This is a genomic window from Paraburkholderia sp. SG-MS1 (assembly GCF_012275575.1).
Taxonomy (GTDB): domain Bacteria; phylum Pseudomonadota; class Gammaproteobacteria; order Burkholderiales; family Burkholderiaceae; genus Paraburkholderia.
In genome coordinates this window covers 1-13,070 of sequence record NZ_NPIH01000043.1, presented here as the reverse complement: position 1 = coordinate 13,070, position 13,070 = coordinate 1, and the positions used below count along the sequence as shown (strand labels likewise).

Below are 13,070 nucleotides of genomic sequence, written 5' to 3'. Positions count from 1 at the left end.
TCATCCGCGTACTTCATCTGCACTCATGCGCGCGCCACTCGCGCACTCGGCCCCTTGCTCAGTTTCATCCACGCGCTGTATACGATCGACGCCAACGCGAGTCCCACAAACCACGCATACGTATAGAGCGTATTGAAGATCGCCGGCACGTTCGGAAACGACGCTGGAAACGCGGTGTGCAAAAAGCCCGGCAGATTCGGCAGGACGCCGACGATCAGCGCGACCACCGCGCCGATGTTCCAGCCGCCCGTGTAGCTGTACTCACCCTGTTCGTCGAACAGTTCACGCGTGTCTAGCCGCGTGCCGCGAATCAGGAAATAGTCGACCATCAGGATGCCGGCCACCGGTCCGAGCAATGCCGAATAACCGACCAGCCACGTGAAGATATAGCCCTGCGTCGTGGCGAGAATCTTCCACGGCATCATCACGATCGCGATGGTCGCCGTGATCATGCCGCCCACGCGATACGAAATGCCCTTTGGCCAAAGGCTCGAAAAATCGTAGGCCGGGCCGACCAGATTCGCCGCGAGATTGCACGACATCGTGTCGAGCGTGAGGATGATCAGCGCGACGCCGACGCCGATGCCGGTCATGCGGCTCGTCAGATCGATAGGATCCCAGATCGCCTTGCCGTAGATCACCACGGTCGCCGAGGTCACCACCACCGAAATCACCGAGAGCAACGCCATCGGCACCGGCAGGCCGATCGACTGGCCGATGATCTGATCGCGCTGCGTTTTCGCGAAGCGCGTGAAGTCGGGAATGTTGAGCGCAAGCGTCGCCCAGAAGCCGACCATGGCCGTGAGACTCGGCCAGAAGGTCACCCAGAACATGCCCTCCTTCTTGCCGCCCGGCACGAATTGCGACGGCGCCGACAGCATCGAACCGAGACCGCCCGCCTTTGAGGTCGCCCACCACACGAGCGCGATGCACATCACGATCTTGATCGGCGCGGACCAGCTTTCGAGCCGGCGAATCGCTTCGGTGCCGTGCACGATGAAGTAAATCTGCAGGGCCCAGAACACGAGGAAACATGCGAGCTGCGCGAGCGAGATGTCGAGGAACGGCAGCGCCTCGCCGTGCAGCGCATTACCGGTGAGAATGTTCAGCAGCACATAGATCGCGCTGCCGCCGAGCCACGTCTGAATCCCATACCAGCCGCACGCGACGATCGCTCGCAGCAACGCCGGCAATTTTGCGCCGCTCGTGCCGAACGACGAGCGCACCAGCACCGCATACGGAATGCCGTACTTCGCGCCCGCATGGCCGATCAGCAGCATCGGCACCAGCACGATGAGATTGCCGAGCAGCACGGTGACAACCGCTTGCCATGGCGACATGCCCTGCTCCGTCAAACCGGCGGCGAGCATGTACGAGGCGATGTTCATCACCATGCCTACCCACAGCGCGGCGAAGTGATACCACCGCCAGGTGCGCTGCGCGGGACCGGTCGGCGCAAGGTCGTCGTTGTAGAGGACGCTGCTTTGCGCGCCGGCCGCGAACTGCGGATCGACGCAATGCGCTGTCTGCTTCATCGAAAGATCTCCACTTGATCGTTGAGGCCCGCGCGGCTTCTGCTGGCGCGTCGGGCCTTTGGGGAAAGACAGGTTCAGTACGAGCGCGACGTTGCGTTGAAACGGTGCCGCATGCGTCAGGCAGCTTTCGCCGGCTGCGCGTGAGCGTGCACCTGTGCTGCTGTTTCTGCGGTTTCAGCGGTTTCTGCCGGCGTGCCTTCGGCCACGTCCACGCGCGCCGGATTGTTCGGATGCGTGGTCCAGTTCGCATATTCGCTGCTATCCACGCGTTCCATCGAAATACACTGCTCGACCGGGCATACATGCATGCACAGATTGCACCCCACACATTCGGAGTCCATCACTTCAAAATGCCGGACGCCATCTTTTTCTTTCATGATCGCCTGATGCGCCGTGTCTTCGCAGGCGATGTGGCACAGCCCGCATTGAATGCACTTGTCCTGATCGATGCGTGCCTTGATCTCGTAGTTGAGGTTCAGGTACTTCCAGTCGGTGACGTTGGGCACCGCACGGCCGCGAATGTCGTCGAGCGTGGCGTAACCTTTTTCGTCCATCCAGTTCGAGAGGCCGTCGGCGAGATCGGCAACGATGCGAAAACCGTAGTGCATCGCGGCCGTGCAAACCTGCACGCTGCCCGCGCCGAGCACGATGAACTCGGCCGCGTCGCGCCACGTCGAAATGCCGCCGATGCCGGAAATCGGCAGATTCGGCGTCTGCGCATCGCGCGCGATTTCCGCGACCATGTTCAGCGCGATCGGCTTCACCGCCGGCCCGCAGTACCCGCCATGCGTGCCTTTGCCGTCGACCATCGGCAGCGGCGACATCGCGTCGAGATCGACCGCGACGATCGAGTTGATCGTGTTGATCAGCGACACGCCATCCGCGCCGCCTTTGTAGGCCGCACGCGAGCCGAGCCGGATGTCGCTAATGTTCGGCGTGAGCTTGACGAGGCACGGCAGCTTCGTGCCTTCCTTGACCCAGCGCGTGACCATCTCGACGTACTCGGGCACCTGGCCCACTGCCGCGCCCATGCCGCGCTCGCTCATGCCATGCGGACAGCCGAAATTCAATTCGACCGCGTCGGCACCGGTGTCTTCGACGAGCGGCAAGATCCATTTCCAGTCGCGCTCATTGCATGGCACCATCAGCGACACGATCATCGCGCGCTCGGGCCAGTCGCGTTTGACCTGAGCGATTTCGCGCAGATTGACGTCGAGCGGACGGTCGGTGATCAGTTCGATATTGTTCAGGCCTGCCATGCGCTGGCCGTTCCATTGCACCGCGCCGTAGCGCGAGCTGACGTTCACCACATGCGGATCGAGGCCGAGCGTCTTCCACACCACGCCGCCCCAGCCCGCTTCGAACGCGCGGTTCACGTTGTAGGCCTTGTCGGTGGGTGGCGCGGATGCGAGCCAGAAAGGATTCGGCGAAGTGATGCCGGCAATCGTACAGCGCAGATCGGCCATGTTCGGCTCCTTGGGGACTGCTGTTTTTCGTCTGGATGCTGATGCGGGTTCGAGCGGCTTTACATGGGCCTAGGCGGCCTTGACGGCGGTGCGCGCGAACTGCGCGTCGATCGCCGCAGCGGCCACCTTGCCGTCCTGCACCGCCTGCACGGTCAGATCGATGCCGCCGGTGGCCGCGCAATCGCCGCCGGCCCATACGCCGGGCAGCGAGGTTTGCCCGTTCACATCGACTTCGATACGGCTGCCGTCGAGTGTCAGCAGCTCGCGCTCGATGCCGACCGTCACCAGCGTTTGCCCGATCGCCTTGAGGACCATGTCGGCTTCGACCACGATGCGCTCCTCGCCACCATCGCTCGACGTGCGTTGGAACTCGACACCCGTGAGCACGCCGCCTTCGCCAAGCAAACGCATAGGCGTTGCATGCGTGACGAGCGTGACGCCGCAGGTCTGCGCGAAATCACGCTCGGCCCAGGTCGCGCTCATCGATTCGACGCCGCGCCGGTACGCCATCGTCACTGAGGTCGAACCGAGCTTGCGACTTTGCACCGCGGCGTCCACCGCCGTATTGCCGCCGCCGATCACGACGACGCGGCGGCCCACCGGCACCGTACCCAGATCGCGCGCGCTGCGAACCTGTTCGATGAAGTCCACCGCGTTCATCACGCCGCTCAGGTCCTCGCCGTCCAGCGCGAGTGCGCGCACGCCGGCGAGACCGATCGCAAGAAACACGGCGTCATGCTGCTGGCGCAATGTATCGAGCTGGATATCACGCCCGAGTACGACGCCGTGCTCGATGCCGATACCGCCGACCGAACACAGCCACGCGACTTCGCGCTGCGCGAAATCGTCGACAGTTTTATAGGCGGCGATGCCATATTCGTTCAGACCACCGGCCTTTTGATGCGCGTCGTAAATCGTCACCCGATGACCCGCGAGCGCGAGACGATGCGCGCACGCAAGCCCTGCCGGTCCCGCGCCGACCACGGCGACGTGCCGGCCAGTGTCGGCGGCGCGTTTGAAAAGCGGCTCGCCGCGCGCCATCGCGTAATCGGTTGCATGCCGTTGCAACGCGCCGATCGCCACCGGCTTCGCGTCCTGGTGGTTACGCACGCAGGCGCCTTCACACAAGATCTCGGTCGGACACACACGCGCACACATACCGCCCAGCGGATTGGCCGACAGGATGTCCACCGCCGCGCCCTTCAGATTGCCGTTACTGATCTTGCGGATGAAGCTGGGAATGTCGATCTGCGTCGGACACGCATTCACACAAGGCGCGTCGTAGCAGTAGTGGCAACGGCTCGCCGCCGCAGCCGCCGCGCTCGCGTCGAGCAAGGGCGCGATATCGGCGAATTCGCATGAGAGCTGCTCGGACGACAGGCGCTGCGCCGCCAAGTCGCCGGTTTGCTTGATGGCCATACACGTTCCTTCTTCGATGTGAGGACGTAGCCGTACCTGCCGGTTGCGCCGAAGCGGAGCCGGGACGGCGCGTTTTATGGGCACTGCGTTAAGACTTGACGCGATTTGACGCGCGTGAAAAGCGACCGCTAAGACGTTATGAAACCGGCTCGCATGCGCGCTCGAGCATCGCATGCAGCAGCACGTTGGCGCCTGCTTCTATCCATTCGAAGGTGGCGTCTTCGATTTCGTTGTGACTGATCCCGTCGACGCACGGCACGAACACCATGGAGGTCGGCGCGACTTGCGACAGATAACACGCGTCGTGCCCCGCACCGGACACCATGTTCCGATGCGCGTAACCGAAGCGCTCCGCTGCCGCGCGCACCGACTTCACGCAGGCTTCGTCGAACGCGACCGGCGCGTAGTAAAAGATCTGCTCGAGTTCGGTTTCGAGGCCGATGCCGCTCGCGATCTCGGCGACACCCTTGCGTAACGCGGCGTCCATCTTCGCGAGGACGGCGTCGTCGGGATGACGGAAATCGACGGTGAAGAACACGCGACCTGGAATCACGTTGCGCGAGTTCGGATGGACCTGCAGCATGCCGACCGTCGCGCAGCCGAACGGCGCATTGTCGAGTCCGATGCGATTGACCAGATCGACCACGCGCGCGGCGCCAAGCAGCGCGTCGCGGCGCCGCGGCATCGGCGTGGGCCCCGCGTGCGCTTCCTGACCGGTCAGCGTGATCTCGTACCAGCGCTGACCTTGCGCATCGGTCACGACGCCAATGGTTTTCTGCTCGGCTTCGAGAATCGGCCCCTGTTCGATGTGCAATTCGAACGCCGCATGCAAGGGCCGGCCGCCGCACGGCACGTCGCCCGCATAGCCGATGCGTTCCAGTTCCTCGCCGATAGTTTTGCCGTCCACGTCCTTGCGCGAGAGGCCGTAGTCCAGCGCAAACACGCCGGCGAACACACCCGAGGCGACCATCGCCGGTGCGAAACGCGAGCCCTCCTCGTTAGTCCAGATCACGACTTCGACCGGATGCTCGGTCTCGATGCCGTGATCGTTCAGACTCCGAATCACTTCGAGACCGCCCAGCACCCCGTAGATGCCGTCAAAGCGTCCACCGGTCGGCTGCGAGTCCGCGTGCGAGCCCGTCATCACCGGCAACGCGTCGGGATTGCGCCCGGCACGGCGCATGAACACGTTGCCCATCTGATCGACACTGACCGTGCAGCCGGCTTCCTTCGCCCAACTGACGATCAGATCGCGCCCTTCCTTGTCGAGGTCGGTGAGCGCGAGGCGGCACACGCCGCCTTTGGGCGTCGCACCGATCTTCGCCATCGTCATGAGACTGTCCCACAGCCGCTTGCCGTCGATTCTGATCGACGTCGACGGCTCGGCGTGCTGTTTCAGCGCTTCAGATACCGCGTTCATTCGTCTCGCTCCTTTCGGTGAACCGACATGAAACTGGTGCATCGGTGGCGGGCTTTGGGGCGTGTCCGCACGGTCGAGGTGCACGTTCGATACGCTCGTCCGCCTCTCATACAAAGGGCAAACCCTGGGCATCGCCCGCTCTTTCAATCCTGTCCAGTTGGACAGGTTGTAGACGATTAGCCTCGCCAAATCAATGCCTTTCGTTCGGCGGATAACGGACAAGATACAGAGCGAGAAGCGTGCCATTGCACTGCAGCACGAGAGGACGGCGCACGACGAATACATGTGTGGACCCCGTATCAAACGACTAGAATGAAGCGCGACGCGGCACAGATGCCGCCGAAGGCGAACATGAGAGACGACGACGTGGCGGCCGCAATGACGCAAAACGACGAAACACGCGCGCCTTTGCGGCGCCGCAAGGCGCACATTCGCGAGTCGAATGAAGCGCATCTGCTGGCGTGCGCCGAGGCCGTTTTCGCCGAACGGGGACTCGATGGCGCGAGCACCGCAATGATTGCCGAGCGTGCCGGCTTACCGAAAGCCAACGTGCACTACTACTTCCCGACCAAGCTTGCGCTCTACCGCCGCGTGCTGGAGGATCTGTTCGAAGACTGGCACAAGGCAGCCGACACATTCGAGTGCAGCGACGACCCGGTCGAAGCGATCGGCGGTTACGTGCGCGCGAAAATGGCATTGTCGCGCCGCCGGCCGCTCGGTTCGAAGGTGTGGGCGAGCGAGATCATTCACGGCGCGGAGCACATGGAGGACATCCTCACGGGACGCGTGAAGCCATGGCTCGACAGCCGCGTGAAAGTGATCGACGACTGGATCGCACGCGGCCTGCTCGCGCCGGTGAATGCGCAAACGCTGATGTACATGATCTGGGCCACCACCCAGCACTACGCCGACTTCGATGCGCAGATTCGCGCGCTCAAGGGCAAGCGTGCATTGACGCAGAAAGCCTTCGACGCCACCACCGAGGAAGTCGTGCAACTGGTGATTCGCGCGTGCGGTGCGGTGTCGCCTTCGCGGCGCGAGGACGGGGCCGATCCTTTGCGGTGAGACACGAACACGAAGGCCCTGCATACGCTCATCATGCATGGACGTATGCTCTGCGGCGGCTCGGCGGGCCTGCTCGATCAGATTCGGGCCTTCGACGTGGTGTCGTTCACCGGCTCGGCCGACACCGCGGCGACGCTGCGCGAGCATCCCGCTTTCGGGCAGCACGGCGCGCGTCTGAACGTGGAGGCCGACAGCCTCAACAGCGCGATCCTGTGCGCCGACGCGACACCTGACACGCCCGCCTTCGCTCTGTTCATCGAGGAAGTGGTGCGGGAAATGACCGTCAAGTCCGGGCAGAAATGCACGGCGATCCGGCGTGCGTTCGTACCTGAAGCCGCGCTCGAAGCCGTGCTCGATGCGCTCGAAACAAAGCTCGCGACAGTCAATCGCGAGAAAACGCGCGCGACGTTTCTCGGCGAATGGATTCGCAGCGGTGACAAATACAGCAGGCTGCCCAACGGATGCTATGTCTATGCGGGCCGCAGCGACGACATGCTGAAGGTCAGCGGGCAGTATGTCTCGCCGGTCGAAGTGGAAATGCTGCTCGTTCAGCACGACGCGGTGCTCGAAGCGGCGGTGGTCGGTGTCGATCACGGTGGGCTAGTGAAGACTCGAGCGTTCGTCGTGTTGAAGCGCGAGTTCGCGCCGTCTGAGATACTCGCGGATGCGTTGAAGGTCTTCGTCAAGGAAAGGCTTGCTCCGCATAAATATCCGCGCGACATCGTATTCGTCGACGATCTGCCGAAAACCGCTACCGGCAAGATTCAACGCTTCAAACTGCGCGAACTGTCATAAGGTGATTCATGGAGAAACCCGCTCTTGCCACCGTTGCCGCTGCGTCTCTTGTCACTACGGCGGCGGACTTCGCCGAATTGCCCGCTGCCGTATCGCATGGCCCGCTGCGCATCGAATATCGCTGGGTCAACGAAACGGCGGCCGACGCGCCGATCGCCGTGTTCCTCCACGAGGGACTCGGCTCGGTCGCCATGTGGCGTGACTGGCCGCAAGTGTTATGTGAGCGGCTCGGCATGCGCGGGCTGGTCTACTCGCGTCCGGGTTACGGGCGATCGACGCCGCGTGCGCATGACATGAAATGGCCCGTCGATTTCATGACCGCTCAGGCGCGTGACATCCTTCCGGCTTTGCTCGATGCACTGAGTGTCGAGATGCAGGAGCGCGAACGGATGTGGGTGATCGGCCATAGCGACGGCGGCTCGATCGCGCTGCTGTATGCGGCGCTGTATCCCAAGGCACTGGCTGGCGCGGTGGTGATCGCACCACATGTGTTCGTCGAAGATATTTCGGTGGATAGCATCGCGCAGACGAAGCAGCTGTATGAAACCACCACTCTGCGAGACAAGCTGGCCCGCTATCACGCTGACGTCGATTCCGCGTTCTATGGCTGGAACGATATCTGGCTGAACCCCGCGTTCAGGCAATGGAGCATTGCGACGGAACTCGCGTCGATTCGCCAGCCACTGCTCGCGGTGCAAGGGCATGACGACAACTACGGCACGATGGCGCAGATCGATACGATTGCCGCACGCGTACCGCATGCGCAGCTCGTCAAGCTCGATGCTTGCGGACATTCTCCGCATCGTGATGCACCCGACAAGCTGAATGAAGCGATCGAGGCGTTTGTTTTGGGAAGCGTTGGCCGGTAGGGAAACAGAGGGCCTCAGCTCGCTGCGCCGCAGGCGACATATAAGCGCGAATACACCGCCGCCACGAACGGTATCCCAACTCCGCACGGTCTCTTCACAAAAATTACACAGGTAAGCGATTATGCTGCCGCATCGCTGACCTCGGCACATGGATGCCCTGGCGCCCCTTCCCCGTGCCGGAGACATTGTCATGTCCGTCGAGTCGAAGCCCGCTTCTGCTTTGCTGCGCAAACGTTTGACGAGCGCATTGATCATCACGTCGCTAAGCGTGCTGCTCGGCGCCTGCGGCAATGACGACGACACTGCCCGCATGAACACGCGGGGCTCAGCCAATAGCACCGCCGACGGCAGCAACAGCAGCCCATCGGCATTCGCGGCTCTGCGGGGCACTTCGTCGTCAGCCGCGCCCGCACCGCCTTCGCTCACGATTCAAACCCCGGCACTACCCGCATCCGACGCTGGCGTCACACTATCCGGCGTCGCGCCGGCACCGCTCGCCCCGCCTGTCATCCACACTGTGGATTGAGTTTCGCGCCGCACACGACGCGCGGCTCAGCCTCATGCGCGCTGTGTGCATCGTTCGTCAACCGAAGATCGAAAGCCAAACCATGACTTCAAAAAATCGCCGTGATTTTCTACGCTCCGCCGCGCAAGCCGCCGGTTCCGTCACCGCATTGAGCATGCTGCCGCTGGGCATTCGCAATGCGCTCGCCATCCCGGCGAACAACCGCACCGGGTCCATCCGCGACGTCGAGCATATCGTCGTGCTGATGCAGGAAAACCGCTCGTTCGACCATTACTTCGGCACGCTCAAGGGCGTGCGCGGTTTCGGCGACACCCGCGCGATCAACCTGCCCAATGGCAAGCCGGTCTGGTATCAACCGCTCGCGGCGGATGCCGCCAATGCAGGTTACGTGCTGCCGTTCCGCCCGACTGCGCCGAACCTGGGTCTGCAATTCCTGCAGGACCTCGCGCACGACTGGGGCAGCACCCACGCCGCATGGAACGGCGGCCGCAATGACCAATGGGTGCCCGCCAAAAGCGCGACGACAATGGCCTATCTGACTCGTGACGACATCCCGTTTCACTATCAGCTCGCCGACGCGTTCACGATCTGCGACGCGTACCACTGCTCGCTGATGGGACCGACGGACCCGAACCGCTACTACATGTGGAGCGGCTGGGTCGGCAACGACGGCAGCGGCGGCGGCCCGGTGATCGACAACTCCGAACTCGGCTACGGCTGGTCCACCTATCCGGAAGTGCTGCAGAACGCGGGCATCTCGTGGAAGATCTATCAGGATGTCGGTAACGGTCTCGACGCGAACGGCTCGTGGGGCTGGACACAGAACCCGTACATCGGCAATTACGGCGACAACTCGCTGCTCTACTTCAACCAGTACCGCAACGCGCAGCCCGGCAATCCGCTCTACGATAACGCCCGCACCGGCACCAACGCGGCGAAAGGCGACGGCTACTTCGACATTCTCAAGCGCGACGTGCAGAACAACGCGCTGCCGCAAGTCTCGTGGATCGTCGCGCCCGAAGCGTATTCCGAGCATCCGAACTGGCCGACGAACTACGGCGCGTGGTACATCGATCAGGTGCTGCAGATTCTCACCTCGAATCCCGAGGTGTGGAGCAAGACGGTGCTGCTGATCAATTACGATGAAAACGACGGCTTCTTCGATCACATTGCGCCGCCGTTCGCGCCGTCGTCGGACGCCAACGGTCTGTCCACCGTCGACACGACTCACGAAATTTACCCGGGCGATCCCAAAACGCCCGCAGCGCCGTACGGACTCGGGCCGCGCGTGCCAATGCTGGTGGTGTCACCGTGGTCGAAAGGCGGCTATGTCTGCTCGGAACTGTTCGACCATACGTCGGTGATCCGCTTCATCGAAAAGCGTTTCAGCCAGCACCACAATCTCGGCGAAGCGAATATCACGCCATGGCGCCGCGCGGTATGCGGCGATCTGATGTCGGCGTTCAACTTCGAGAACCCGAACGGCCTGCCGCCCTCGCTGCCGAGCACGAGCGCCTATGTGCCGGCCGATCAGGACCGTCATCCGGATTACGTGCCGCAACCGCCGGCCGTTCAGACAGTGCCGAAGCAGGAACCCGGCGTGCGCCCCGCCCGCGCGCTGCCGTACGAGCTGTTCGTGCGCGTGCAGAGCGAAGGTTCGAGCGGCAAGCTGGCGATGCGCTTCGTCAACACGGGACGCACGGGCGCGGTGTTCCTCGTGTATGCCGCACAGGGCGCCGATGCACCGCGCAGCTATACGGTCGAATCAGGCAAGCGACTGGAGGATCAGTTGCCGTTGAATGCAGACGGCACATACGATTTCACGGTACACGGTCCGAACGGTTTTCTGCGCCGCTTCGCGGGCAAGCCGGCATCGCACAACGGTTGGCACGGCTCGGACATCGCGCGCCCTGAAGCTGACGAGGGCTATGACGTGTCGAACGGCAATCTGCAACTGCGGCTCGCGAACGTGGGCAGCGCGCGTTGCCAGTTCACGATCGTCAACGCGTACGATGCGAACAACGTGATCAAACATTCGGTGCGCGGCGGCGATACCGATCAGCTCTACCTCGATCTGCGCAACGCGCATGGCTGGTACGACCTGACCATCACGGTCGATATGGACACGGCGTTCGTGCGCCGCTTCGCGGGGCACGTCGAGACCGGCAAGAGCAGCATGAGCGATCCCGCATTGGGGAGCTGAGCACCTCTGTCGAACGCGTCAACAAAGGCAACGGCCGCTGCAGTGGACACGCAGCGGCCGCTTTTCATGCCGCGCCTGTTTTCAGCGTCTTTGTCACGTCACGACACACGCATTGCGCGCACCGCTCACGACTCGAAATCGAGCCCGCCGATCAACGCCACGGGTTCGCCCTGCGTATGTGACAGAAAATCGAGTTCGCGCGCGTGAGTCCAGGCGCTCAGCTTGCGCGGCAGCGCGGCGAGATAGTTGACGAAGCGCGCCTCTCCTCTTGCGTCCATCAGTCGTTCGATTTCGTCGCTGTCCCAGGTCAGATACAAATTCAGCGGATGCGCGTAATGGCCCAGCTCAGCGAGTGGCGCGGCGCGAATCCGCACGCGCGTGGGTTGCCCAGGTCCGCCATACGGCAGCACTTCGGTATGCACAGTGGTGGCAAAGCAGGCGGCAATAGCCTCGGCAATGCGAGGCGCGAACTGTTCGTCGAAACGGGCGGCACTCTCCGGACGCATCTATGTCTCCGATCTTATGCATGCGTATTGAGCAGAGCATCGTAGCATGCGAGCGGACCCGCGCCCGTGGTCTGCGACGGCGAGATAAAGTTGTTGGGTGAAGGCGTCGCCGAACAGCTTGAGTAGGTGCGGGCAAGCTTGCGCGTCGTCTGTCATGCCCGCCCGACCTTTGCGTGCGCGCGTTGCGGCCACATGTCTCAAGTTTCTGCACCGGGCCGTACCATTGAACGCGGAGTCGCCGGTCCTGCCCCCTCTGGTACAGCTCGCAGATCACATGCCGCTTCACCGACGGTCGGTCATGTACACGCGAGAAGGCGTCGAGCTCGATCGCTCGCTGCTCGCGAAATGGGCTGGTCACGCCGCTGCGGCCGCTTGTTGAAATGCTGCGCCGTCAAATGATGGCGGTGATGAAAATGCACGCTCACGACACGCCAGTTCCAACGCGTGCATCGGGTAACGGCAGGCGAACACCGGATTCTTGTGGGCGTATGTGCGCGATGATCGCCCCGCTGCCGACATGGCACCGCGAGCGGTATGGTTTGCCTATACGTCGGATCGGGAGGGCATGCATCCGCATGCATCACCTTGGCTCATTCAGCGGTTCGCTGGACGCTGACGCGTATGCTTACTACCGGCCATCTGCGAAATTGAGCGTGTCACGGAGGCTGCCTGTTGGGTAATTCGTGACGGCAGTTCTATGAATTGCACGTGGCGCGCGAATGCGTTGAGCACTGAGGCGCGCGAGCGTATTGGCGCGCTATAGAGGATGGAGGACGCGATCGTCGATTCTGTGTGTGGCTTGCATCTATGCTGGAAACGCTCTCGCGCAAAACCGGCAGGAGCCGAACCATTCTTTACGCGCTGAACTGGCGGAAGTGCCCATGCACTGTTGCGATAACGGTCGGCTCGAAATCGACAATCTGCCAATCGAACGCGCGGTTTGCAATCTATAAGCTCATGGGTACCGCAAGGACTAACGGCATCCATCCAGAGGCTTATCTGCGCTTCGTGCTTGCACGTATCACAGATCACCCGATTAACCGCGTTCACGAACTCGAGTTATCGGTCATCGCCGATCGGCTCCGCGTCGCAGTTTGACGGTCCCCATCGCAGTCGAGCATTACTGGATACACGTTACGGAACTGGAGCAGTCAGGCGATTACGGCGGTTTCTGGCGCAGGGGAAGTAGTGAGCGGCACAAGGCAAGGTGTGAGACATCGCCGCTTGTATTGTGCTGCAGGGCGCGTGATGGCTGAGGGGCTGGCG

Annotated in this window: 9 protein-coding genes and 2 pseudogenes; 6 read left to right on the top strand and 5 right to left on the bottom strand. The window is 62.6% G+C overall.

What is annotated here, in order from left to right:
• Positions 1 to 23: 23 nt before the first annotated feature.
• The 4 genes from CIC12_RS03495 to CIC12_RS03480 all read right to left on the bottom strand — a co-directional run bounded on the left by CIC12_RS03495 (position 24) and on the right by CIC12_RS03480 (position 5,840).
• The gene (locus tag CIC12_RS03495) at positions 24 to 1,535 is read right to left on the bottom strand and encodes an NCS1 family nucleobase:cation symporter-1 (protein ID WP_168662213.1); all 1,512 of its coding nucleotides are present in this window, start codon (positions 1,533 to 1,535) and stop codon (positions 24 to 26) included.
• Between the two features lie 116 nt (positions 1,536 to 1,651).
• Positions 1,652 to 3,001, bottom strand: a complete 1,350-nt coding sequence (gene preA / locus CIC12_RS03490) for an NAD-dependent dihydropyrimidine dehydrogenase subunit PreA (protein ID WP_168662211.1) — start codon at positions 2,999 to 3,001, stop codon at positions 1,652 to 1,654.
• Positions 3,002 to 3,070: 69 nt separating this feature from the next.
• The gene (locus tag CIC12_RS03485; protein WP_168662209.1) at positions 3,071 to 4,420 is read right to left on the bottom strand and encodes an NAD(P)-dependent oxidoreductase; all 1,350 of its coding nucleotides are present in this window, start codon (positions 4,418 to 4,420) and stop codon (positions 3,071 to 3,073) included.
• A 136-nt stretch (positions 4,421 to 4,556) separates the two neighbouring features.
• Entirely contained in the window at positions 4,557 to 5,840 is a 1,284-nt protein-coding gene (locus CIC12_RS03480) for a Zn-dependent hydrolase (protein WP_168662207.1), read from the bottom strand.
• A 312-nt stretch (positions 5,841 to 6,152) separates the two neighbouring features.
• Here CIC12_RS03480 and CIC12_RS03475 point away from each other — a divergent pair, with 312 nt between their 5' ends.
• From CIC12_RS03475 to CIC12_RS03450, 5 genes and pseudogenes are all read left to right on the top strand, one after another.
• Complete coding sequence (locus tag CIC12_RS03475; protein WP_174771890.1) at positions 6,153 to 6,905, top strand: TetR/AcrR family transcriptional regulator; 753 nt, start codon at positions 6,153 to 6,155, stop codon at positions 6,903 to 6,905.
• 45 nt (positions 6,906 to 6,950) lie between these two features.
• Positions 6,951 to 7,700: pseudogene (locus CIC12_RS33575) on the top strand (aldehyde dehydrogenase family protein); the annotation flags it as partial.
• A gap of 8 nt (positions 7,701 to 7,708) precedes the next feature.
• Entirely contained in the window at positions 7,709 to 8,569 is an 861-nt protein-coding gene (locus CIC12_RS03460; protein WP_168662203.1) for an alpha/beta fold hydrolase, read from the top strand.
• Positions 8,570 to 8,717: 148 nt separating this feature from the next.
• Positions 8,718 to 9,095 carry a hypothetical protein gene (locus tag CIC12_RS03455; protein WP_238812351.1) on the top strand — a complete coding sequence of 126 codons (378 nt, stop codon included), beginning with the start codon at positions 8,718 to 8,720 and terminating at the stop codon, positions 9,093 to 9,095.
• A gap of 82 nt (positions 9,096 to 9,177) precedes the next feature.
• Positions 9,178 to 11,298, top strand: coding sequence for a phosphocholine-specific phospholipase C (locus CIC12_RS03450; RefSeq protein ID WP_168662202.1), 2,121 nt, complete (start codon positions 9,178 to 9,180; stop codon positions 11,296 to 11,298).
• Between the two features lie 125 nt (positions 11,299 to 11,423).
• Here the strand turns inward: CIC12_RS03450 and CIC12_RS03445 are convergent, their stop codons facing one another.
• The gene (locus tag CIC12_RS03445; RefSeq protein WP_168662200.1) at positions 11,424 to 11,804 is read right to left on the bottom strand and encodes a DUF5594 family protein; all 381 of its coding nucleotides are present in this window, start codon (positions 11,802 to 11,804) and stop codon (positions 11,424 to 11,426) included.
• Between the two features lie 72 nt (positions 11,805 to 11,876).
• Here CIC12_RS03445 and CIC12_RS32910 point away from each other — a divergent pair.
• Positions 11,877 to 12,902 (top strand): annotated as a pseudogene (locus CIC12_RS32910) (IS66 family transposase); the annotation flags it as partial.
• Between the last annotated feature and the right edge of the window lie 168 nt (positions 12,903 to 13,070).